Annotated in this window: 16 protein-coding genes and 1 pseudogene; 8 read left to right on the top strand and 9 right to left on the bottom strand. The window is 62.1% G+C overall.

Annotation, left to right across the window (positions count from 1 at the left end; translation table 11 throughout):
• Window positions 1-64 precede the first annotated feature (64 nt).
• The 3 genes from IB266_RS17565 to putP all read right to left on the bottom strand — a co-directional run bounded on the left by IB266_RS17565 (window position 65) and on the right by putP (window position 4,793).
• A complete protein-coding gene (locus IB266_RS17565) occupies window positions 65-796 on the bottom strand; it encodes a DUF4123 domain-containing protein (RefSeq protein ID WP_192261928.1) in 732 nt (243 codons plus the stop codon).
• Entirely contained in the window at window positions 793-2,850 is a 2,058-nt protein-coding gene (locus tag IB266_RS17560) for a type VI secretion system tip protein VgrG (RefSeq protein ID WP_192261927.1), read from the bottom strand. The genes IB266_RS17565 and IB266_RS17560 overlap by 4 nt, the downstream gene beginning before the upstream one ends.
• A 458-nt stretch (window positions 2,851-3,308) precedes the next feature.
• A complete protein-coding gene (putP, locus tag IB266_RS17555) occupies window positions 3,309-4,793 on the bottom strand; it encodes a sodium/proline symporter PutP (protein ID WP_192261926.1) in 1,485 nt (494 codons plus the stop codon).
• Window positions 4,794-5,255: 462 nt separating this feature from the next.
• Here putP and putA point away from each other — a divergent pair, with 462 nt between their 5' ends.
• Together putA and IB266_RS17545 are read left to right on the top strand one after the other, a co-directional pair.
• Window positions 5,256-9,209 carry a trifunctional transcriptional regulator/proline dehydrogenase/L-glutamate gamma-semialdehyde dehydrogenase gene (gene putA, locus IB266_RS17550; RefSeq protein ID WP_192261925.1) on the top strand — a complete coding sequence of 1,318 codons (3,954 nt, stop codon included), beginning with the start codon at window positions 5,256-5,258 and terminating at the stop codon, window positions 9,207-9,209.
• Window positions 9,210-9,483: 274 nt separating this feature from the next.
• Window positions 9,484-11,286: an acyl-CoA dehydrogenase gene (locus IB266_RS17545; RefSeq protein ID WP_192261924.1), complete on the top strand. Its 1,803-nt coding sequence runs from the start codon at window positions 9,484-9,486 to the stop codon at window positions 11,284-11,286.
• A gap of 217 nt (window positions 11,287-11,503) precedes the next feature.
• On the opposite strand, the gene IB266_RS17540 is transcribed toward IB266_RS17545, so the two are convergent.
• On the bottom strand, window positions 11,504-11,806 hold the full coding sequence (locus IB266_RS17540; RefSeq protein ID WP_060739489.1) for a cell division protein ZapA: 303 nt from the start codon (window positions 11,804-11,806) through the stop codon (window positions 11,504-11,506).
• The gene (locus IB266_RS17535; protein ID WP_053117769.1) at window positions 11,803-12,033 is read right to left on the bottom strand and encodes a hypothetical protein; all 231 of its coding nucleotides are present in this window, start codon (window positions 12,031-12,033) and stop codon (window positions 11,803-11,805) included. The genes IB266_RS17540 and IB266_RS17535 overlap by 4 nt, the downstream gene beginning before the upstream one ends.
• 192 nt (window positions 12,034-12,225) lie before the next feature.
• On the opposite strand from IB266_RS17535, the pseudogene IB266_RS31215 reads away from it, so the two are divergent.
• From IB266_RS31215 to selO, 5 genes and pseudogenes are all read left to right on the top strand, one after another.
• Window positions 12,226-13,014 (top strand): annotated as a pseudogene (locus IB266_RS31215) (MCP four helix bundle domain-containing protein); the annotation flags it as partial.
• A 30-nt stretch (window positions 13,015-13,044) separates the two neighbouring features.
• A complete protein-coding gene (locus tag IB266_RS31210; protein ID WP_409077846.1) occupies window positions 13,045-13,917 on the top strand; it encodes a methyl-accepting chemotaxis protein in 873 nt (290 codons plus the stop codon).
• A gap of 311 nt (window positions 13,918-14,228) precedes the next feature.
• A complete protein-coding gene (locus IB266_RS17525; RefSeq protein WP_060739492.1) occupies window positions 14,229-15,971 on the top strand; it encodes a potassium/proton antiporter in 1,743 nt (580 codons plus the stop codon).
• 34 nt (window positions 15,972-16,005) lie between these two features.
• Window positions 16,006-19,368, top strand: a complete 3,363-nt coding sequence (mscK, locus tag IB266_RS17520) for a mechanosensitive channel MscK (RefSeq protein ID WP_192261922.1) — start codon at window positions 16,006-16,008, stop codon at window positions 19,366-19,368.
• Window positions 19,369-19,405: 37 nt separating this feature from the next.
• Window positions 19,406-20,869, top strand: a complete 1,464-nt coding sequence (gene selO, locus IB266_RS17515; RefSeq protein ID WP_192261921.1) for a protein adenylyltransferase SelO — start codon at window positions 19,406-19,408, stop codon at window positions 20,867-20,869.
• A gap of 114 nt (window positions 20,870-20,983) precedes the next feature.
• On the opposite strand, the gene IB266_RS17510 is transcribed toward selO, so the two are convergent.
• The 4 genes from IB266_RS17510 to IB266_RS17495 all read right to left on the bottom strand — a co-directional run bounded on the left by IB266_RS17510 (window position 20,984) and on the right by IB266_RS17495 (window position 23,275).
• Complete coding sequence (locus tag IB266_RS17510) at window positions 20,984-21,385, bottom strand: helix-turn-helix domain-containing protein (protein ID WP_092253088.1); 402 nt, start codon at window positions 21,383-21,385, stop codon at window positions 20,984-20,986.
• Complete coding sequence (locus IB266_RS17505; protein WP_192261920.1) at window positions 21,382-21,678, bottom strand: type II toxin-antitoxin system HigB family toxin; 297 nt, start codon at window positions 21,676-21,678, stop codon at window positions 21,382-21,384. Before IB266_RS17505 ends, IB266_RS17510 begins: the two co-directional genes overlap by 4 nt.
• Before the next feature lie 165 nt (window positions 21,679-21,843).
• The gene (locus IB266_RS17500; protein ID WP_134922565.1) at window positions 21,844-22,122 is read right to left on the bottom strand and encodes a hypothetical protein; all 279 of its coding nucleotides are present in this window, start codon (window positions 22,120-22,122) and stop codon (window positions 21,844-21,846) included.
• A gap of 247 nt (window positions 22,123-22,369) precedes the next feature.
• Window positions 22,370-23,275, bottom strand: a complete 906-nt coding sequence (locus IB266_RS17495; RefSeq protein ID WP_192261989.1) for a LysR family transcriptional regulator — start codon at window positions 23,273-23,275, stop codon at window positions 22,370-22,372.
• A gap of 206 nt (window positions 23,276-23,481) precedes the next feature.
• Here IB266_RS17495 and ycaC point away from each other — a divergent pair, with 206 nt between their 5' ends.
• On the top strand, window positions 23,482-24,108 hold the full coding sequence (gene ycaC / locus IB266_RS17490; protein ID WP_025211469.1) for an isochorismate family cysteine hydrolase YcaC: 627 nt from the start codon (window positions 23,482-23,484) through the stop codon (window positions 24,106-24,108).
• Window positions 24,109-24,237: the final 129 nt, after the last annotated feature.

Below are 24,237 nucleotides of genomic sequence, written 5' to 3'. Positions count from 1 at the left end.
GCGACGAGTTTACCTTGAAGCGCGCCGAACGTCAGGGGTTGGCAGCCCGGCGGACACGCCACGATCAGCCCAGCTCCCGCAGCAAGTACGCCTGCAAGGGCGCCTTTGGCGCGACAACCGGCTTCGATCGCTCAAGAAAGTGAGCAATCTTGCGCCGCAGGATGCGCGGGTCGACCCGCTCCCACAGAGACGGATGCTCTTGGCCAAGCCACGTGAGCAAGTTATCCACCAGACAATTCGTCGGGGCCTCGGTCATGGCGTCCAGCAGCGCCACCGGCACTTCCCACCAAGGAAAAGTCCGCGCCGGCCGCTGGACGTTTCCGACTAACTCAACGGATTGACCGTTGATCAGGCAACGATTGATGACCGGCAGGAGCTCCCCGCCATCCACCGCCGTCGATTGCAGGAGCGGTCCCATGAAGCGCCCATCCCAAAAACGCAGGAAAACCGGCTTGCCACCCGGTAACAGCACCTGCGTCAACCCACGCAAATGCTCGGCAAGGGTTTCCTGGCTGGCACACGACACCGCCAGCCAACCCCAATCGAGCGAGTCGGTGGCCGCTACCCAATCAAGAAACCCACAGTCTGCGCGAACAAGCCCTACATAGGGCATGACCGCTTCCCACTCGGCGTACGGCGTGTCGGCCCAGATCGCCGTGGGTGTCGCGGCCATCGAACGCCGCCAGGCCGCCAACGCCCCAGCGCTGCTGGCATTGCTGAAAATGGCGAAAAGTTGCTCGGACGCCTGCAACGGATGGTGCTCAAGCCAGGCGCGGGGCGTTTGACCGCTGTTCATGGGCGCTCCTGTGTGTCGACAGTTTTGTGGAAGACCGATGGCCCTGCGCAGACGCCGTTTCTGCACCGCTCGCACTCCTCGCAGAACGGCGCCGAGCCTTGGAAGCTGAGGATTTGCGCCAGGGAAAGCCGAGGGGCCGGCGCAGCGACCTGCTGCCCGGAGCTGTCCGGCGAACCCGCCACCGCCCCCATGACCGCCATCGGCGCCCCACCGACCTCGATCGGCACGCTGCTGAAAATCCCGCTGGCGCCAATGTTGATCCAATGACCGCCAGCCTGGAGGGTCACACTGGCGCCAGCCTCCAGGACCACTTGCTGGCCGGCGCTGACATGAAACTGCCGGCTGGCGTTCAGGACCTGGCCGGTCACGCGAACATGCCGCTCGCCGCTCACCAGCAGATGATCGTCCTGGCGGACTTCAGCCTGGCGCCGGCCATGGGTAACGCGCTGCTCATCGGCCTTGAGTTCGTGCCGTGCCGTACCGGTGACGACGATGCTGCGCTCGTGATCGACCTGCACCCGCTGGTCGTGCAGCACGTGCTGGGTCCAGTTGCGCTGGGCCCGCAGGTAGATTTCCTCGGCCCCCTTGCGGTCCTCGATGCGCAACTCGTTATAGCCTGCCCCACCGGGACTGCTCTGGCTGCGCCAAATACTGCGGGTCTTGTCCGCCGGCAGGTCCAACGGCACCGGGTTGGCGCCGTTGGGCAGGCAACCCACCACCAATGGCTTGTCCACGTCGCCATCGATGAACCCCACAAGGACTTCCATGCCGACCCGGGGAATCAGCACTGCACCATAGTGATCATGGGCCCAACCCGAGGCCACTCGCAGCCAGCAACTGGAATGTTCGTCGCGCTGGCCGTCGCGATCCCAGGCCAGTTGCACCTTGACCCGCCCGAACTCATCGCAATGGATCTCGCTGTCCACCGGCCCGGTCACCACCGCTGACTGATAGCCGCCGGCACGGGGCTTTTCAGGGTGCAGGGGCGGCCGAAAAAACACTTCCCACGGTGTGGCGAGAAAGGTGTTTCTGTAGCCCTGGAATTCATCCGGGCCGGCGGCGGCTGTTTCTTCCAGCACCTGGGGTTGGCGGCCATGATGGTCGATATGCGTCAGGAGCCAGAGATCGTTCCACTGCTCCCTGGGGTGGCCCTTGATACGCATGAAATGCCCGCTGACGAAAGCGCTGTCATCACTGCTGCCCTGCGCCACGCGATGATCGGCGCCGTGACGCTCAAGGGCACGCCGGGCCAGGTGCTTGCCATCGTCCCGGTCGCAGAACCCACCGGGGTAGCGATAGTCCTCGAGCGCTGGCAACTGCCGATTGTCGAGGTGGGTTTGCAACAACAGGCCGGGCTTGCGGAAGTCGTAGTCGCGCAACGTTACGGCCGTGGCGCGGGTCTGGAGTCGCACCGCCAAACGCTTGATGGCCGGTGCGTCGGCAGCCATGCCGCTGTCCGCCAGGTACAGCGTCGATTCGGGCAGGCGGGGGAACCCGGTCTGATCGTCGCCGAACACCAGCAGATGGCCGTCAGGGCGGTGCCGAAAGTGATAGTGGATACCGACTTCGGCACAGATCCGCTCGATGAACGCCAGGTCGCTTTCGGCGTACTGCACACAGTATTCACGCTCGGGATAGTGCCCTGCGAGAATGAACTGGAAGGCTCCCTCCAGGACCCCGTGCTCCTTCAACACCCGGGCGACGATATCGGGCACGCTCAAATGCTGGAAAATCCGCTGGTTGATGCGATGGCGCAAGTAGGCCAGGCGCGGCACCAGGCTGATCTGGTAACGGGTCAGGCGTCTGCCCGAGTCGCCTTGGGCTACGCTATAGACCTGACCGTGCACGCCCCCTCCCCGGCCATCGAACCGCAGGAATGCCTGGCGATGCAGAAGTTCTTCCAGTACCAGGTCGCAGCGCTCGGTGACCAGTTCCACGTCAAAGCGATAGGGCTGGCTGATGGTTTCCGTGCCCTTGAACTCCAGCACCTTGAGTTCATTCGGCCCGCTGTCGAGCGTCAGCGTGAAACGCGGTGGATTGGCAGGCGGGAACATCCGATGTGCCTCTGCTGAATGGAGGCGGGCGATTCTGCACGAGCAGTAGGGGACGTGTATGGGAGGTCAGGAAAAACAGATTTGCCCTACATCCAAGAAGCTAAAAGCTGCAAAGCGTGATGCATTTTCCGATAGACATTCGAAGCATCGCCGCCATCCTGCACATGAATCAGCAATTTCTTGCAACGTGCTCGATCTGGCGGCGAATGGTTCCTGGTGCGGGCAATCAGAGATCTGGGGCCAGGACGCTATGTTCAGGTTCTATAGCTCGCAGGCTTCTACAGAGCCCAGCGGTAGGAGCTGTCGAGCGGAGCGAGGCTGCGATCTTTCCCCAGACACTTGAGCCTCAAGTGAAAGATCAAAAGATCGCAGGCTTCGCCAGCTCCTACAGAGCCCAGCGGGAGCAAGCTCCCTCGCCACAACGGATCACCAGCGGGCTCGAAGCCGCGCTGGAGGCCTTACTGGTTCAGACGAAAATCTTTTTCCGCCGCATCGAAGCGCTGCAGCATGCCCGCGGTAGGCGAGCCCATCTTGCTGACCAGGTAGATGGCCAGGCTGGCGAAGATGAAGCCCGGGATGATTTCGTACAGGCCCAGCAGCGCGAAATGCTTCCAGACGATCACGGTGATCGCACCCACCAGAATGCCGGCGAGCGCGCCATTGCGGGTCATGTTCTTCCAGATGACGGAGATCAGGACAACCGGGCCGAAGGCAGCACCGAAACCGGCCCAGGCATAGCTCACCAGACCCAGTACGCGGTTTTCCGGGTTAGCAGCCAGGGCAATGGCGACCAAGGCCACCAGCAACACCATGGCGCGACCGACCCAGACCAGTTCCAGCTGGGAAGCGCTCTTGCGCAGGAAAGTCTTGTAGAAGTCTTCGGTCAGGGCGCTGGAGCACACCAGCAACTGGCAGCTCAAGGTACTCATCACCGCGGCCAGGATGGCCGACAGCAACACACCCGCAAGCCACGGGTTGAACAGGATCTTCGCCAGCTCGATGAACACGCGCTCTGGGTTCTCGGTCACGGGACCGGCCACATCGGGGTGCGCCGAGAAGTAAGCGATACCGAAGAAGCCCACCGCCACGGTGCCGCCCAGGCACAGGATCATCCAGGTCATGGAAATGCGACGGGCATTGGCGATCGACTTGACCGAGTCCGCCGCCATGAAGCGCGCCAGGATGTGGGGTTGGCCGAAATAACCCAGGCCCCAACCCATCAGCGAGATGATGCCGATGAAGGTGGTGTTTTTCAGCATGTCGAAGGACGAAGGATCTTTCGCTTCGATGGCCAGGAACGTGGTGTCCACGCCACCGGTCGCCAGCAGCACGATGATCGGCGTCAGGATCAGCGCGAAGATCATCAGGGTGGCTTGTACGGTGTCGGTCCAGCTCACGGCCAGGAAACCGCCAACGAAGGTGTAGGCGATGGTCGCTGCGGCACCGGCCCACAGCGCTGTCTCGTAGGACATGCCGAAGGTGCTTTCGAACAGACGGGCACCGGCCACGATGCCGGAAGCACAGTAGATGGTGAAGAACACCAGGATCACCACCGCGGAGATGATCCGCAGCAGGCCGCTCTTGTCTTCGAAACGGCTGGAGAAGTAATCCGGCAGCGTCAGGGCATCACCGTTGTGCTCGGTCTGTACCCGCAGGCGACCGGCCACGAACAGCCAGTTCAGGTAGGCACCGACGATCAGGCCGATGGCGATCCAGCTTTCCGACAGGCCAGACATATAGATGGCACCCGGCAAACCCATCAACAACCAACCGCTCATGTCGGAAGCACCGGCGGACAATGCCGTGACCACGCTGCCCAGGCTGCGACCGCCCAGGATGTAGTCGGAAAGGTTATTGGTGGAGCGGTAAGCCATCAGGCCGATCAGGACCATGGCTGCGATGTAGATCACGAAAGTGATCAAGGTGGGATTACTAACACTCATGAGTTACGCCCTGGCTTTGTTTTTATGGTGCGGTGGCAGTTGGAAGCGCCGACAACGCAGACGTTGTAGCGACGATTTGCAGTTCCGCGAATTTATGACTGATGTTTCCCCAGGAAAGCCATCAGCCGATGCCCCTCGGCTTTGAGCCGGTTGCACCTTGGCCGCGAATGCTATTCAACAAATCAAATAAGGTGCAACCAGTTTCGCTCGAATAAGTTGCACCTGATCGGTTTTATCGCAAAAACGCCGTTTTTTGCTCCCTTTTAGTGCAGTCCGTAGCGCATCACTAGAAGCCAAAGCACTAAGCCGGTGCAGGATTGATGGGGTCGCCCTGGCTTCCGGATGAGCTGCCTGTCATTTCAAGAAAAAAAGGGTTGCACCCGGTTGCACCTCATTCATCCCACAGCTAATCTTGCCGCCAGCTGATGCCACGCCATACGTGGTAAACATGAGGATAAAAATATGGCTACCACCACCCTTGGGGTCAAACTCGATGACCCGACCCGCGAACGCCTCAAGGCGGCCGCAACCTCGATCGATCGCACGCCGCACTGGCTGATCAAGCAGGCAATTTTCAATTACCTGGAAAAACTCGAGGGTGGTGCAACCCTGACCGAGCTGAACGGTTCACCCCGCGCCGACAGCGATGATGCCGGCGACGTACAAGTCGACCATGCTCACCAATGCTTCCTCGAATTTGCCGAGAGCATCCTGCCGCAATCGGTCCTGCGCGCCTCCATTACCGCCGCTTACCGTCGCCCTGAGCCGGAAGTGGTGCCGATGCTGATCGAGCAGGCCCGCCTGCCGCTGGAAATGGCCGAAGCCACCAACAAGCTGGCGGCTTCGATTGCGGAAAAACTGCGTAACCAGAAAAGTGCCGGCGGCCGTGCCGGTATCGTTCAGGGCTTACTGCAGGAGTTTTCCCTGTCGTCCCAGGAAGGCGTAGCCCTGATGTGCCTGGCCGAGGCGCTGCTGCGCATCCCGGACAAAGGCACTCGTGATGCGCTGATCCGCGACAAGATCAGCACCGGCAACTGGCAGCCGCACCTGGGCAACAGCCCGTCGCTGTTCGTCAATGCCGCCACTTGGGGCCTGTTGCTGACCGGCAAGCTGGTCGCCACCCATAACGAAACGGGCCTGACCTCCTCCCTGAGCCGCATCATCGGCAAGAGCGGCGAGCCGATGATCCGCAAGGGCGTCGACATGGCCATGCGCCTGATGGGCGAACAGTTCGTCACCGGCGAAACCATCGCCGAGGCCCTGGCCAACGCCAGCAAGTTCGAAGCCAAGGGCTTCCGCTATTCCTACGACATGCTGGGTGAAGCCGCACTCACCGAACATGACGCCCAGAAGTACCTGGCCTCGTACGAACAAGCCATTCACTCGATCGGTAAAGCGTCCCATGGCCGTGGGATTTATGAAGGCCCGGGCATTTCCATCAAGCTCTCGGCCCTGCACCCGCGCTACAGCCGCGCCCAGTACGAGCGCGTCATGGACGAGCTGTACCCGCGCCTGCTGTCGCTGACCCTGCTGGCCAAGCAATACGACATCGGCCTGAACATCGACGCCGAGGAAGCCGACCGCCTCGAACTGTCCCTGGACCTGCTGGAGCGCCTGTGCTTCGAGCCACAGCTGACCGGCTGGAACGGCATCGGCTTCGTGATCCAGGCCTACCAGAAGCGTTGCCCGTACGTGATCGACTACGTCATCGACCTGGCCCGGCGCAGCCGCCACCGCCTGATGATTCGCCTGGTAAAAGGCGCGTACTGGGACAGCGAGATCAAGCGCGCCCAGGTCGAAGGCCTGGAAGGCTATCCGGTGTACACCCGCAAGGTGTACACCGACGTGTCCTACATCGCTTGCGCGCGCAAGCTGCTGTCGGTGCCGGAAGTCATCTACCCGCAATTCGCCACGCACAACGCCCATACCCTGTCGGCCATTTATCACATCGCCGGTCAGAACTATTACCCGGGCCAGTACGAATTCCAGTGCCTGCACGGCATGGGTGAACCGCTGTACGAACAAGTTGTAGGCAAGGTCTCCGAAGGCAAGCTGAACCGTCCATGCCGTGTGTACGCCCCGGTCGGCACCCACGAAACACTGCTGGCCTACCTCGTACGCCGCTTGCTGGAAAACGGCGCGAACACCTCGTTCGTCAACCGCATCGCCGACCAGTCGATTTCCATTCAGGAGCTGGTGGCCGATCCAGTGGCCAGCATCGAGCAGATGGCAACCCTGGAAGGCGGTTTCGGCCTGCCGCACCCACGTATTCCGCTGCCACGCGACCTGTATGGCAGCGACCGCGCCAACTCCAGCGGCATCGACCTGGCCAACGAGCATCGCCTGGCGTCGCTGTCCTGCGCCCTGCTGGCCACCGCCCATAACGACTGGAAAGCCGCGCCGATGCTCGGTTGCGCGGCCAGCGAAGAAACCCCGGCAGCGGTGCTGAACCCGTCCGATCACCGCGATGTGGTCGGTCATGTGCAGGAAGCGACGGTTGCCGACGTCGACAACGCCATCCAGTGCGCCCTCAATGCCGGGCCGATCTGGCAGGCCACGCCGCCAGCCGAACGTGCCGCGATCCTGGAGCGTGCCGCCGACCTGATGGAAGGCGAGATCCAGCCGCTGATGGGCCTGCTGGCCCGCGAAGCCGGCAAGACCTTCGCCAACGCCATCGCCGAAGTGCGTGAAGCCGTGGATTTCCTGCGGTACTACGCGGTGCAGGCGCGCAACGATTTCACCAACGACGCCCACCGCCCACTGGGTCCGGTGGTCTGCATCAGCCCGTGGAACTTCCCGCTGGCGATTTTCAGCGGCCAGGTTGCCGCCGCACTGGCCGCCGGCAACCCGGTTCTGGCCAAGCCCGCCGAGCAGACGCCGCTGGTGGCTGCCCAGGCGGTGCGCCTGATGCTCGAAGCCGGCATTCCGGAAGGCGTCCTGCAACTGCTGCCGGGCCGTGGCGAAACCGTTGGCGCCCGCCTGGTCGGCGACGATCGGGTCAAAGGCGTGATGTTCACCGGCTCCACCGAAGTCGCCCGCCTGCTGCAACGCAACATCGCCGGACGCCTGGACAACCAGGGCCGGCCGATCCCGCTGATCGCCGAGACCGGCGGCCAGAACGCCATGATCGTCGACTCCTCGGCCCTGACCGAACAAGTGGTTATCGACGTCGTGTCCTCGGCCTTCGACAGTGCCGGCCAGCGTTGCTCGGCCCTGCGGGTCCTGTGCCTGCAGGAAGATTCCGCCGACCGCGTCATCGAAATGCTCAAGGGTGCCATGGCCGAATCGCGCCTCGGCAACCCGGAGCGCCTGTCCGTGGACATCGGTCCGGTGATCGACGCCGAAGCCAAGGCTGGCATCGAGAAACACATCCAGGCCATGCGCGACAAGGGGCGCACCGTCTACCAGATGGCAATCGCCGACAGCGACGAGTGCAAGCGCGGCACCTTCGTGATGCCGACCCTGATCGAGCTGGAAAGCTTCGACGAACTGCAGCGGGAGATCTTCGGTCCGGTGCTGCACGTGGTGCGCTACAAGCGCAAGGAACTCGGTCAGTTGATCGACCAGATCAACGCCTCCGGCTACGGCCTGACCCTGGGCGTGCACACACGCATCGACGAGACCATCGCCAAGGTGATCGACAACGTCCATGCCGGTAACGTCTACGTCAACCGCAACATTGTCGGCGCCGTGGTCGGTGTGCAGCCGTTTGGTGGCGAAGGCCTGTCGGGCACCGGTCCCAAGGCCGGTGGCCCGCTGTACCTGTACCGCCTGCTGTCGACTCGTCCTACCGATGCGATCCAGCAGTCCTTCGTCCGTGGCGATGCCTTGGTTGCGCCGGACCTGCGCTTGCGCGATGCCATGAGCAAACCGCTGACCGCCCTGCAAGCCTGGGCCGACAGCCAGAAGCTCGCCGAACTGAGCGCCCTGTGCGTGCAGTTCGCGGCCCAGTCGCAAAGCGGCATCACCCGCCAGTTGACCGGCCCGACCGGCGAACGCAACAGCTATGCCATCCTGCCGCGCGAGCACGTGCTGTGCCTGGCCGACGTGGAAGGCGACCTACTGACGCAACTGGCGGCCGTACTGGCCGTGGGCGGCTCGGCCGTATGGCCGGAAACCGACACCAGCAAGGCCTTGTTCGCCCGCTTGCCGAAAGAGATTCAGGCACGCATCCAGCGGGTTGCCGACTGGACCAAGGACGATGTGCTGTTCGACGCGGTCCTGCACCACGGCGATTCGGACCAACTGCGCGACGTTTGCCAGCAGGTGGCCAAGCGCGCCGGCGCCATCGTCGGGGTGCATGGTTTGTCCCAGGGCGAGACCAATATTGCGTTGGAGCGTTTGGTGATCGAGCGGGCCTTGAGCGTCAACACCGCTGCGGCCGGGGGTAACGCCAGCCTGATGACCATCGGCTAAACCCGCTGTAGACCAGGCATCTGCAATGGGTGCCTGGTCAACGAAATCCCTGTGGGCATGAACTCTGTGGGAGCAAAGCTTGCTCGCGATCCAGGCACTGCGGTACTCAAGAGAACCGCGGCGCTTTCATCGCGGGCAAGCCTTGCTCCCACAAAGCTCGCTCCCAAATTTTGATTAGCGTCACCCTCGCTCCTCCATCACTCAAATCAATCATCCTGTTCAGCCTCCATTGCCACGCCTAGACTCGGCCCACTCCAAAAAAAGGTAGGCCGCCATGTCCGAGACGTTGCTCAGTTCCCGCAATCTGGCTTTCGAGCTGTATGAAGTCCTCGATGCCGAGGGCCTGACCCAGCGCGAGCGGTTTGCTGAACACAATCGCGAAACCTTCGACGCAGCCCTCGGCACGGCCCGCAGCATCGCAGAAAAATTCTTCGCGCCCCACAACCGCAAGAACGATGAAAACGAACCGCGCTACGAGAACGGCCAGGCGATCCTGATTCCCGAGGTAAAGCCGGCGGTGGATGCCTTTCTGGAGGCCGGTTTTCTCAATGCCGCGCGCAGCTTCGATGCCGGAGGCATGCAGTTGCCGACACTGCTGTCCCAGGCCTGCTTCGCACACTTCCAGTCGGCCAATGCCGCATCGACCTCCTACCCGTTCCTGACCATGGGCGCGGCGAACCTGATCGAAAGCTTCGGCAGCGAGGAGCAGAAGCAACGTTTCCTGCAACCGATGATCGACGGCCGCTTCTTCGGCACCATGGCCCTGACCGAGCCCCATGCAGGCTCTTCGCTGTCGGATATTCGTACACGGGCAGAGCCTGCGTCCGATGGCACCTATCGACTCAAGGGCAACAAGATCTTCATCTCCGGCGGCGATCATCCGCTGTCGGAAAACATCGTGCACATGGTCCTGGCGAAATTGCCGGACGCACCGCCGGGCGTGAAGGGCATTTCGCTGTTTATCGTGCCCAAGTTCCTGGTCAACGACGATGGCAGCCTCGGCCCGCGTAACGACGTGCTGCTGGCCGGGCTGTTCCACAAGATGGGCTGGCGCGGCACCACGTCGACCGCGTTGAACTTCGGCGACAACGGCGAATGTGTCGGTTACCTCGTGGGCAAGCCGCACCACGGCTTGAGCTACATGTTCCAGATGATGAACGAGGCGCGCATCGGTGTCGGCATGGGTGCGGTGATGCTGGGTTACGCCGGCTACCTGTATTCCCTTGAATACGCCCGCGAACGTCCGCAAGGCCGGGTGCCAGACAGCAAGGACCCGACCACCGCCCCGGTGGCGATCATCCAGCACGCCGACGTGCGCCGCATGCTGTTGACCCAAAAAGCCTACGTCGAGGGTTCGTTTGACCTGGGCTTGTACGCGGCGCGGCTGTTCGACGACACCACCACCCTGGACAGCGAAGCCGAGCGCCAGCGCGCCCATGAACTGCTGGACCTGCTGACCCCCATCGTCAAATCCTGGCCCTCGGAGTTCTGCCTGAAAGCCAATGAACTGGCGATCCAAATCCTGGGCGGTCACGGCTACACCCGCGAATACCCGGTGGAGCAGTATTATCGCGACAACCGCCTGAACCCGATCCATGAAGGCACCCATGGCATCCAGTCCCTGGACCTCCTGGGGCGAAAGCTGGCGCAGAACGGCGGCGCCGGGCTCAAGCAGTTGATCCGCCTGGTGGCCGACACCACTGAACGGGCCCAGGCGCACCCATCGTTGACGCCATTACGCCAGCCGCTGGAAGCGTTGGTGGCGCGGCTGCAAACCGTCACCCTGGGCCTGCTGACAGACTTGGCCCAGGGCAAGGTCAACAGCAGCCTCGCCAACTCGGCGCTGTACCTGAAAGTGTTTGGGCACATGGTGATCGGCTGGCGCTGGCTGGAACAGGCGATTCGTGCCGAGGAAGGCCTGGCCAGGGGCAACGCCGCGGACAGCGACTTCTATAAAGGCAAGCTGCAAGCGGCGCGCTACTTCCTGACCTGGGAAGTGCCGGGGTGTCACCATGAGCTGGCGATTCTCGAGGCGCGGGATGATACGTGCCTGGGGATGCGGGATGAGTGGTTCTGAGGCAAGACTCGTGGCACGGCTGAGATCCAATCGCGAGCAGGCTCGCTCCCACAGGGGTTCCAAGTGAACACGACATCTGCGTTCACCACCGTTCCACTGTGGGAGCGAGCTTGCTCGCGATAGCGGTGTTTCAGCCAACACACAGGCAGCTGTGCTGACGCCATCGCGAGCAAGCTCGCTCCCACACAAGCCCCACAGTCAACATTCGTTAACGGTTTCAGGCCTGCTGGATCGTCTTGGCAATCACCTCGACCGTGGCGCTGACTTGCTCTTGGTAACGGTCGAGTTCCGCCTGATGGCTCTTCTGCATTTCGATCTGTTGCGAACACAGGTTCATGGCCGCCAATACCAGCAGGCGATCACCGATCAGCGTCGGGTATTTCCTTTTCGTGTCGGCCAGTGCGGCCTTGAGCATCGAAGCGGCGTCCAACAGGGCCTGTTCCTGCCCGGCCGGCGCTTTGATTGAATAGTCTTCTCCCAGGATCGAGATGACCGTCACCCCATCGGCGCCGTGCTTCATGCGCTGACAGGACCGGCGCTGGCGCGCTCGATCAGGGCCTGGATGCGGGCGGCGGTGGCGCCGTGCAGTTCTTCCTGTTCCATCAGGCTCAGTTGCAGGCTTTCGTTTTCATCCTTGGCCCGGGCAAGTTCAGCGCTCAGGGTTTCGTTCAGGCCGGTGAGGTGCAGGTTCTGTTGCACCAAGTCGTTGACCAGTTGCTCCAGTTGGCTGAGGGATGTTTCCAACATATTGATTTCCAGGCTTTTCCAAGGGGCGCGTACGATAAAGAAAAGTCACCGCCGATGCCACGCTTTACAAGGTGGCGGTGCTTGGCTCGCGAGCTGTAGAGACTGCGATTCAAGCATCGGGTTCCTACCCTTCGTCGCGTGACACGCCTTGTCCTGCGACAAAAGCCCACAACGCCTCAAGACTTCAGGCCCATGACCGATAAGTCAGTGAACAGCAGTCTAAGCCCCGCACGGACGCATCTATTTTCGGTACTTTCCATGTCCCTACGTAATATGAACATCGCGCCGCGGGCGTTCCTGGGGTTTGCCTTGATCGGCGCCCTGATGCTGGCCCTTGGGGTATTCGCCCTGACCCAGATGAGCAAAATCCGCGGGTCTGGCGAAATCATCGCCCAGAACAGCGTGCCCAGTATCAAGGCCCTGGATGAGTTCACCCAACTCACCCTGCGCCTGCGCGTCTTGTCCTATCGCTTGCTGGTCAACCGCGAGCCGGACATCCAGCAGAAAACCTACGATCTGCTCGAACAACGCGGCCAACAGATCCGCGCCGCCCAGGCCGCCTACGAAAAGCTCATCAGCGCCCCGGACGAACGGGCCGCCTACGATCAGTATGTGCAATTGCTCGGGCAGTACCGTCAGCTCGAAGAGCGCATGAAAACCCTGTCACGCAACAATCAGGTCGATGAACTGCGCACGTTGCTCAACACTGAACTGCTGAGCAACTCCGATGCCATCAATGTCGCAGTCGGCCGCTTGTTGGAGATCAACAACCTGCAAGCCGAGGCGCTCAATAAGGGTGCGGCGCAACAATATTCAAGCGCTTTCAACTGGGTGGTCACCCTGCTGGTCATCGCCACCGGCCTGACCCTGCTGTTCGCCTGGCTGCTGACCAACAGCATCACCAAGCCGATCGCCAACGCGCTGGATGCCGCCGAAGAAATCGCCAAGGGCAACCTGACCCGGCCGATCACCGTTGACGGCAGCGACGAAGCCGGTCGCCTGCTGCGGGCGATGTCGACCATGCAGGAAAAACTGCGCGATACCTTGCAACGGATCTCCGGCTCGGCCACACAGCTGGCGTCGGCGGCCGAAGAGCTCAACGCCGTCACTGACGAAAGCGCCCGGGGCCTGACCCAGCAGAACAACGAAATCGAACAGGCCGCGACAGCGGTCAACGAAATGACCAGCGCCGTGGAAGAGGTCGCACGCAATGCGGTCAGCACGTCGGAAGCGTCGAAACACGCCACCACATCCGCTGGCGACGGCCGCGACCTGGTGCAGGAAACCGTCGGTGCCATCGAACGCATGAGTGCCGACGTACAAAGCACCGCCACGCTGATCGGTAACCTGGCCAATGAGTCCCGCGATATCGGCAAAGTGCTGGACGTGATCCGCGGCCTGGCCGACCAGACCAACCTGCTGGCTCTGAACGCCGCCATCGAAGCCGCCCGTGCCGGTGAGGCCGGTCGTGGCTTTGCCGTGGTGGCCGACGAAGTCCGCGCCCTGGCCCACCGTACCCAGCAGTCGACCAGCGAGATCGAACGCATGATCGGCAGCATCCAGAGCGGCACCGAACACGCCGTGGACTCGATGCGCAACAGCACCGAGCGCGCCGAGTCGACCCTGAACATCGCCCGCGGCGCCGGCCTGTCCCTGGACACCATCAACACGGCCATCGTCGAGATCAACGAACGCAACCTGGTGATCGCCAGCGCCGCCGAGGAACAGGCCCAGGTGGCCCGTGAAGTGGACCGCAACCTGGTGAACATCCGCGACCTGTCGGTGCAATCGGCCACCGGCGCCAACCAGACCACCGCCGCCAGCGCCGAACTGTCGCGCCTGGCCGTGGACTTGAACAGCATGGTTGGGCGGTTCAGCCTTTAAGGCTTCACCTGCCTTTGTGGCGAGAGCTTCCTGTGGCGAGGGGATTTATCCCCGATCGAGTGCGAAGCGCTCGTCTTTGGACTGCATGACTACACAGATTTGGGGGCTGCTCCGCAGCCCAGCGGGGATAAATCCCCTCGCCACAAAAGCAGACTCACTTTCTTCCTGTAAATAAATGATGACGGGGCTTGCGCCCCCCCCCAATCCAAAACCTTTTTTGACAGCATCACATTTCAACAGGTTAGAATCGCTGGCACGCAGACTGCATGGGCAGTCTGTGCCCGCCCCTCAGTTTTCCCGGAGTAACGCCTTTGACTGCAGCGACCATCAACAGCCTGTTCTTGATCGGCGCGTTGCTGGTAGGTGCGAGCATCCTGGTCAGTTCTCTTTCGTCCCGCCTGGGCATCCCGATCCTGGTGATCATCCTGGCCGTGGGCATGGTGGCCGGTGTCGACGGCGCCGGTATTCTTTTCGATAACTACGCCACGGCTTATCTGGTCGGCAACCTCGCCTTGGCCGTCATCCTGCTGGACGGCGGCTTGCGCACGCGAGTCTCGAGTTTCCGCGTGGCGCTGTGGCCGGCGTTGTCGCTGGCCACGGTCGGTGTGTTGATCACCACCGGGCTGACCGGATTGGCGGCGGCCTGGCTGTTCAATCTGAACCTGATCCAGGGCCTGCTGATCGGTGCCATCGTCGGCTCGACCGATGCCGCGGCGGTGTTTTCGCTGCTGGGCGGCAAGGGCCTCAACGAGCGGGTCAGTGCCACCCTCGAGATCGAGTCCGGCAGCAACGACCCCATGGCGGTGTTCCTCACCGTCACCCTGATCGGCATGCTCGCCAGTGGCGAAACCGGCTTGCACTGGAGCCTGCTCGGGCACCTGTTGCGTGAGTTCGGCATTGGCTCGGTACTCGGCCTGGGCGGTGGCTGGCTGATGCTGCAGCTGGTCAATCGCATCAATCTGGCCAACGGCCTCTACCCGATCCTCGTCATCAGTGGCGGCCTGGCCGTGTTCGCCTTGACCAACGCCCTGCATGGCAGCGGCTTCCTGGCGGTGTACCTGTGCGGCCTGGTGATCGGCAACCGTCCGGTGCGCAGCCGCCACGGCATCCTGCACATGCTCGATGGCATGGCCTGGCTGGCCCAGATTGGCATGTTCCTGGTGCTGGGGCTGCTGGTCACGCCCCACGACCTGCTGCCGATCGCCCTGCCGGCCCTGGGCCTGGCGCTGTGGATGATCCTGTTTGCCCGTCCGTTGTCGGTCATAGTGGGCCTGCTGCCGTTCAAGGCGTTTCATGGTCGCGAGAAAGCCTTCATTTCCTGGGTCGGCCTGCGCGGCGCGGTGCCGATCATCCTGGCCGTGTTCCCGTTGATGGCCGGCCTGCCCCACGCCCAGCTCTACTTCAACCTGGCGTTCTTTATCGTGCTGGTCTCGCTGCTGGTACAGGGCACGAGCCTGCCGTGGGTCGCCAAGTTGCTGCACGTGACCGTCCCGCCCGAACCGCTGCCGATTTCCCGGGCCGCGCTGGAAGTGCACGTCACCAGCGAGTGGGAGCTGTTCATTTATCGCCTGGGCGCGGAAAAATGGTGCATCGGCTCGCCCCTGCGGGACCTGAAAATGCCCGAAGGCACCCGCATCGCCGCCCTGTTTCGTGGCCAGCAACTGCTCCATCCGTCGGGTAGTACGGTGTTGGAAGTCGATGATTTGCTGTGTGTTATCGGCCATGAACACGACTTGCCGGCCCTTGGAAAACTGTTCAGCCAGGCGCCGCAACGGGGCCTGGATCTGCGCTTCTTCGGCGACTTCGTACTCGAAGGAGACGCCCAGCTGGCCGCGGTTGCCGCGCTGTACGGGTTGAAGCTGGACGGCATCGATCCGGACATGTCCCTGGGCCGCTTCATCGCCCAGAAAGTGGGCGGCGCGCCCGTGGTCGGCGACCAGGTGGATTGGAACAACACCCTGTGGACCGTCGCGGCCATGGACGGGAACAAGATCGGCAAAGTGGGCGTCAGATTCCCCGAAGGAAGTCGCCCGGGTCCCGGCTTGTTCCTCTAAACTGCTCCCACTCTCACTTGCTTGACCGGTCTCTATGCCTACCCTGCGCTCCTTTTTCGCCACCGCCCTGCTGGGCCTGAGTCTCTCCATCTGCACGCTGCAAGCCGCTGATCTTCCCACCAGCGCTTCGGTGCAGGCCAGCCTGGACAAGATCGCCGACCGCAAACTGCCGGAAGCCGACCAGAAAGCCCTGCAGGCCGTCTTGCAGAGCACGCTGACCCAGCTCAACAACAAGGCCGACTACGAGCAGAAGCTGCAGGCGCTCAAGCAGCAACTGGCCACTGCGCCCAAGCAGAACATCGAGAACCAGCGCGAACTGGCGCGGCTCAAGGGCACCACGGTGGTGCCGGTGGCGCAGCGCTACGCCAACCTGCCGATTCCCCAGCTCGAGCAAATGCTCACGGATCGCTCCACCCAGCAGAGTGATCTGCAAAAAGCCCTGGCCGATGCCAACAGCCTGATCATCACCGCCCAGACCCGTCCCGAACGTGCCCAGGCGGAAATTTCCAGCAGCCAGACCCGCATCCAGCAGATCAATACCATCCTCAAGGCCGGCCGGGATGCCGGCAAGACCCTCAGCGGCGAGCAGCGCGACCAACTCAACGCCGAGTTGGCGGCGCTCAATGCGCTGATCCCGTTGCGCCGCCAGGAACTGGCCGGTAACAGCCAACTGCAGGACCTGGGCAACGGTCAGCACGATCTGCTGATGGAAAAAATCGCCCGCATGGAGCAGGAAATCCAGGACCTGCAGAACCTGATCAACCAGAAGCGCCTGGCCCAATCCCAGGAGACAGTGACCCAGCAATCCATCGAAGCCCAGAAGGCCGGTGGCAGCAGCTTGCTGGCGACCGAAAGCGCGGCCAACCTGAAGCTCTCCGACTACCTGCTCAAAAGCACCGACCGCCTCAACGAAGTCACCCAGCAGAACCTGCAGACCAAGCAACTGCTGGACAGCGTGACCCAGACCGACGCGGCCCTGGACGAGCAGATCAGCGTGCTCAAGGGCAGCCTGCTGCTCTCCAAGATTCTCTACAAGCAGCGCCAGACCTTGCCGCGCCTCAAGCTCGACCAGAACCTGGCCGACCAGATCGCCGACATCCGCCTGTACCAGTTCGAAGTCAGCCAGCAACGTGAACTGCTGAACAACCCCAGCGCCTACGTCGACAGCCTGCTGGCCTCCCAGCCCTCGGAACAAGTCACCCCGCAACTGCGCAAGACCTTGCTGGAACTGGCCCTGACCCGCGTCGACCTGCTGGAACGCCTGAACCGCGAATTGAGCGCGGTGCTCAACGAATCCATCACCTTGCAGCTCAACCAGAAACAACTGCTCAGCACCGCCCAGAACCTGCGGGCGACCCTCGAAGAGCAGATGTTCTGGATTCCCAGCAATAAACCGCTGGATTTCGAATGGATGCGTGCCGTACCGACGCGCCTGGAAAAACAGATCGACTCGTTGCCCTGGGCCTCCAGCCTCAGCGAGCTGGCCGATGGCCTGACCCAGCGGCCGCTGCTGTTCCTGCCCCTGGCGCTGCTGATCGGTGCGCTGCTGTGGCGGCGCAAGCATCTCTATGCCCGCCTGAACAAGGTTCACCAAGACGTCGGCCACTTCAAGCGCGACAGCCAGTGGCACACCCCCCAGGCGATCCTGATCAATATCCTGCTGGCCATGCCGGTGGCCCTGGCGCTGACCCTCTGCGGCTATGCCTTGCAGATCGACGCCCGCGGCCAGAACGCCAACCTCGGCGCGGCGCTGCTGCAGATCGGCCAGGCCTGGCTGGTGTTCTACACCGCCTATCGAGTGTTGTCGCCGGGCGGCGTGGCCGAGTTGCATTTCCGCTGGGAGAAACCCCAGGTCGAATTCCTCCAGGGCTGGATCCGCCGCCTCGGGCTGGTAGTGCTGGCGTTGGTGGCCGTGGTGGCCGTGGCCGAGTTGCAACCCGCGACCCTGGCCGATGACGTGCTCGGCATGCCGGTGGTGCTGACCTGCTACGCACTGATGGCGTGGTTGCTCAGCCGCCTGTTGCTCAGCAGCCCGACGCACAGGAACACCTCGCTGTTCCGCAAGGCCGTCGGGGTGCTGTTCACTGCGCTGCCAATCGCGCTGTTCGTGGCGGTGTGCTTTGGCTACTACTACACCGCGCTGAAGCTCAGCGACCGCTTGATCAATACCCTGTACCTGCTGATGTTCTGGCTGGTGATCGAGGCCACCTTCGTCCGCGGCCTGTCGGTGGCGGCGCGGCGCCTGGCCTACCAGCGCGCCCTGGCCAAGCGCCAGGCGGCCAAGGAAGCCGGCGATGGCGAAGCGGTGGTCGAGGAGCCGACGCTGGACATCGAGAAGGTCAACGAACAGTCCCTGCGCCTGATCCGCCTGGCCCTGCTGGGCGGTTTCATCGCCGCGCTGTATTGGGTCTGGTCGGACCTGATCAGCGTGTTCTCGTACCTGGACAACATCACCCTCTACGAATACACCAGCGGCACCGGCGCCAACATGAGCATGGTGCCCATCAGCATCGGCGACATGCTCGGGGCGCTGATCATCATCGGCATCACCTTCGCCCTGGCGCGCAACCTGCCGGGGCTGCTGGAAGTGTTCGTGCTGTCGAAGCTGAACCTGGCCCAGGGCAGTGCCTATGCCACCACCACGCTGCTGTCCTATGTGATCGCCGGCGTCGGTTTCGTCACCACCCTGTCCACCCTGGGCGTGAGCTGGGACAAACTGCAATGGCTGGTGGCCGCGCTGTCGGTGGGCCTGGGCTTCGGTATGCAGGAGATCTTCGCCAACTTCATCTCCGGGATCATGATCCTGTTCGAGCGCCCGGTGCGCATCGGCGACACCATCACCATCGGCAACCTGTCGGGTACGGTGAGCAAGATCCGCATTCGTGCGACCACCATCACCGACTTCGACCGCAAGGACATCATCGTCCCGAACAAGACGTTCATCACCGGGCAACTGATCAACTGGTCGCTGACCGACACCGTCACCCGGGTAACCCTGAAACTGGGCGTGGACTACGGCTCGGACCTGGACCTGGTGCGTGAGTTGCTGCTCAAGGCCGCCCGCGACAACCCTCGGGTGCTGAAGGAACCGGAACCGATCGTGTACTTCCTGAACTTCGGTGAAAGTACCCTCGACCATGAGTTGCGCATGCACGTACGCGACCTCGGTGACCGCAACCCGGTGCTGGACGAGATCAACCGCTTCATCAATCGGGAATTCAAGAAGGAGCACATCAACATCTCCTTCCGGCAGATGGAAATCTATCTGAAGAACATGCAAGGCCAGGAATACAAACTGGTGCCTGCCGAGCCCGACAAAAAGACCATCACGCCCGTGCCGTCGGCTGTCGCCAGCATCAAGCCGGTGCCTGAGCCGCCGCAAGGCACACTCGACTGATCGCGGGTTGCCTGCGGGCGTCCCGCCGGAGACGGCCATGAAAACGCTGGAAACCCTGACCTTCGATAACCGTTTCGCCCGCCTGGGCGACGGTTTCTCGACCCACGTGCTGCCCGAGCCCATCGACAATCCACGGCTGGTGGTCGTCAGCCCGGCGGCCATGGCGTTGCTGGACCTGGACCCGGCAGAAGCCCAGGCACCGCTGTTCGCCGAGATCTTTGGCGGCCACAAGCTCTGGGCCGAAACCGAGCCACGGGCGATGGTGTATTCCGGGCATCAGTTCGGCCACTACAACCCACAACTGGGCGACGGCCGAGGCTTGCTGCTGGGCGAGGTGTACAACGAGGCGGGCGAGCACTGGGACCTGCACCTCAAGGGTGCCGGCCAGACGCCGTTTTCACGGATGGGCGACGGGCGTGCGGTGCTGCGCTCCTCGATCCGCGAATTCCTCGCCTCCGAAGCCCTGCACGCCCTCGGTATTCCCACCACCCGGGCCTTGTGCGTGATCGGCTCGGACACCCCGGTGTGGCGGGAAAAGCAGGAACGCGCCGCCATGGTGCTGCGCCTGGCCCCCAGCCATGTGCGCTTCGGGCATTTCGAATACTTCTACTACACCAAGAAACCCGAACTGCAGGCGGCCCTGGCCGAGCACGTGTTGAACCTGCATTTTGCCGAGTGCCGCGAGCAACCGGAACCGTACCTGGCGATGTTCCGCGAAATCGTCGAGCGCAACGCCGAGCTGATTGCCAAATGGCAGGCCTACGGTTTCTGCCATGGCGTGATGAACACCGACAACATGTCGATCCTGGGCATCACCTTCGACTTCGGACCGTTCGCCTTCCTCGACGACTTCGATGCCAACTTCATCTGCAACCACTCCGATGACCAGGGCCGCTACTCCTTCAGCAACCAGGTGCCCATCGGTCAGTGGAACCTCAGCGCCCTGGCCCAGGCCCTGACGCCGTTCATCAGCGTCGAGGCCCTGCGCGAGACCCTCGGGTTGTATTTGCCGCTGTACCAGGCCCATTACCTGGACCTGATGCGCCGCCGCCTCGGCCTGACCCGCGCCGAAGAAGACGACCAGAAACTGCTGGAGCGCTTGCTGCAACTGATGCAGAACAGCGGCGTCGACTACAGCCTGTTCTTCCGCCGACTGGGCGACCAATCCCCCGAGCAGGCCGTCGCGACCCTGCGCGATGACTTTGTCGACCTCAAGGGCTTCGATGCCTGGGGCGAATTGTATGTTGCCCGCGTCAACCGCGAAGGCACCGTCGATCAAGACCAACGCCGCGCGCGCATGCACGCCGTCAACCCGTTGTATGTGCTGCGCAACTACCTGGCGCAAAAAGCCATCGACGCCGCCGAGTCAGGCGACTACGACGAAGTGCGCCGCCTGCACACCGTGCTGAGCAAGCCGTTCGAGGAACAGCCGGGCATGGACAGCTACGCGCAACGTCCGCCGGAGTGGGGCAAGCACTTGGAGATCAGTTGTTCGTCGTAACCCAAGCCCCCTCGGCTGACATCACCTTCCCGCCCAACACATAACTGTTTGGGGGCATGGTTAACCCTGTGGCGAGGGAGCTTGCTCCCTCGCCACAATGAGCGTGCCTAGCCATCAAATGAAGGTTTCCACCGATACGCCGAAGCGCTCGGCCAACCAGCGGATCTGCCTCAAATTGAGCTGACGCTTACCGCTCAATACCTCCGATACCACCGACTGGGTACCAACGCCCGGCAAGTCGCTCTGGCTCATGCCATGTTCACGCATCAGGTAACGCAGCGCCTCGACACCGCTCGCCTTGGGCATTGGCCGGTGCTGCTGGTCCCATGCCTCGATCCATTCGCCGATAATATCCACCAGGCTCATGAGAGGATGGGTTTCGTCTTCGCCCACCAACGCCAACAGCTCATCAAGAGCACTCGCCAACCGGTCGTAATCCTCTTCGCTCCTGGGCTTACGCAGCAGGGGCGACACAAACTCCCAATGGGCGGCGACTTGTTCGATCAGTGCACTCATCCCTTTTCCTCCTTCCACTTGCCTCTGTCGTATTCCCGATGGTCAAGCACGCATTTGATATACAGACGCTGTGCTCGGTATCGAATCACCGCAATCAGCCGCAACTTGTTTCCACCGATGTCAAACACATGCAGCGGACCGACCTCATCGGTTGCCGGAAATATGGATTTCATCGCCGCGAAATCAGCCGGGCTATTGCGCTTGATCAGCCGATACCATTGATCCAACGCATTCGCTGAATGTGGCCATTTCTCCTTGGCCTCCCAAATGCGTTTCTCAGTGATCACATGCATGCAACGTCCTTATCGCATTTTGCTATGGGGAAGTTAAACACAAATCTGGCGCATCGCAAATTGCGATAGCGCCAGTTAGACAAATGGTTAGCTCTTGCTGGTTTCCAGCCTAGTCGCCAAAAGATTTAGGTCTCGGTAAGAAATGTGAGCAGATATGAGTCCTGCTCACCCAACCTTATCGTTCCCCTGCTCAGGCGTCTCGATCCCCGGCTCCGCCTCTTCAACCCCCTTCTCCTTGGGTTTGGCCGCTGGTTTTTCCTCGGGATAGCCGGGCATGCCGCGGGCGTCTTCGGGAGTCAGTTCGTCCCGGTCGTGGCGACGGTCGGTGGCGTAGGATGGGGCGGCGTTGGGGTCTTCGTCGCGGCCGGCGGTGCCGAGTACGAAGCCGTCGTCGTTGGGGTTGTCCACTGCTTGGGGAGTGGCTGGGTCTTGAGGATGGCTCATGGGACCTCCTGAGTCTGCAAACAGATACGTGGTGTCTTTTTGAGGCCCTGACAGCTTTTCAGTGCGGCGCACCTGATGAATGGCAGCCTTGATAAACGTCCTTGGAAAAGCCTGGAGTGTGAGTCCCTGTGGGAGCGGGCTTGCTCGCGAATGCGGCGTATCAGACACATAGATGTTGACTGGCACACCGTCTTCGCGAGCAAGCCCGCTCCCACAAGAAGAATCCGCTGGCATGGCTGCCTCCACGCTACGCCATATCACTCTGGCTGAATTCCTCAGCCAGAAAATCGATCAGCGTACGCACCGACGGCAGTAACCCGCGTCGTGAGGCAAAGATCGCGTGGACGATCCCGCACTTGGGCGTCCAGCCCGGCACCAGTTCCACCAGCCGGCCAGCCGCTATGTCTTCGCGTACCACCACGGTGGGCAAGTGGGCGACGCCGATGCCGGCCAGCACGGCGTGCCGCAGGGCCAGCAGGTCGTCGGTGACCATGCGCGGTTCATGGCGGATCAATGCGCGGCTGCCGTCCGGGCCGAACAATTCCCACTGATATTCCCGCTGCGCCCCACCCCAATGCACGCTCGGCAGGCCGTTGAGGTCCGCCGGCGAAGCGGGTGAAGACAAGCGCTCAAGGTAAGCCGGGCTGCCCACCAGGCATTGGGTGCTGTTGCTCAGCACCTTCATGACCATGTCGGTGTTTTCCAGGGGTGGAAAGCGCACCCGCAAGGCGATATCGAACCCTTCATGGATCAGGTCGACCCGGCGGTTGGTGCTCTCGATGAACAACTCCACTCGCGGGTACTTGAGCATGTAGCGGGTCAGCATCGGCCCGACCCAACTATTGAGCAGCGCCGTCGGGCAACTGATACGCACCAGCCCCTGGGGTTCGGAACGGTTGCGCTCGATCACTTCCGCCGCGCTCTCGGCCTCGACCCGCATCGCCAGGCAGCGCTGGTAATAGGCCTGGCCGATCTCCGTCAACGTGCAATGGCGGCTGGTGCGATGGAGCAAGCGTACCCCGAGTCGCTCTTCCAACTGGGCGATACGCCGGCTGAGCTTGGACTTGGGCATGTCCAGTGCCCGGCCGGCGGCGGCGAACCCACGGTGTTCCACGACCTGGGTGAAGTAGTACAGCGTGTTGAGGTCTTCGATGATCGTTCTCCAGATAGAACGCTAAGGCGGATTTTTGCAGTCTAGCGCATCAAAGGTGCCAGTTTTAATCTACACCCATCGAAACGCAACACGGATTGAAGCCGGGCGCTTCGACCGGATGAGTCACCGATCAATCGCAACACCGATATTAAAAACCTTAACCACGCCGAAACCTTCGGCAACCAAAACTTAATGAGGGCTACGCCATGACCACTTCCTACAACCGTCTCGACAAAGATAACGCCGCCGTTCTGCTGGTCGATCACCAAGCCGGCCTGCTGTCCCTGGTCCGCGATATCGACCCGGACCGCTTCAAGAACAACGTGCTGGCCCTGGCCGACCTGGCGAAGTACTTCCAACTGCCGACCATCCTCACCACCAGCTTCGAAACCGGCCCCAACGGCCCGTTGATGCCAGAACTCAAGACGCTGTTCCCGGACGCGCCGTACATCGCTCGCCCTGGCCAGATCAACGCCTGGGACAACGAAGACTTCGTCAAGGCAATCAAGGCCACCGGCAAGAAGCAACTGATCATCGCCGGCGTGGTGACCGAAGTCTGCGTAGCCTTCCCGGCACTGTCGGCCCTGGCCGAAGGTTTCGACGTGTTCGTGGTCACCGATGCATCCGGCACGTTCAACGAACTGACCCGTCAATCGGCCTGGGACCGCATGTCGTCCTCCGGTGCGCAACTGATGACCTGGTTCGGCCTGGCCTGTGAACTGCACCGCGACTGGCGCAACGATGTGGAAGGTCTGGCGACCTTGTTCTCCAACCACATCCCGGACTACCGCAACCTGATGACCAGCTACAACACGCTGACCAACGCCAAGTAACAGCCTCACCGATATACCCTTGTGGGAGCGAGCTTGCTCGCGATAGCGGTCTGACAGTCGATGCAGTATTGACTGATACACCGCCATCGCGAGCAAGCTCGCTCCCACAGGTTTTTGTGCTGGTTTCTA

The sequence above is a fragment of the Pseudomonas sp. Pdm06 genome (genome assembly GCF_014851795.1).
Lineage (GTDB): Bacteria > Pseudomonadota > Gammaproteobacteria > Pseudomonadales > Pseudomonadaceae > Aquipseudomonas > Aquipseudomonas fluorescens_AA.
Note: the sequence above shows the minus strand (reverse complement) of the source record. Positions and strands in the feature narration are given on the sequence as shown.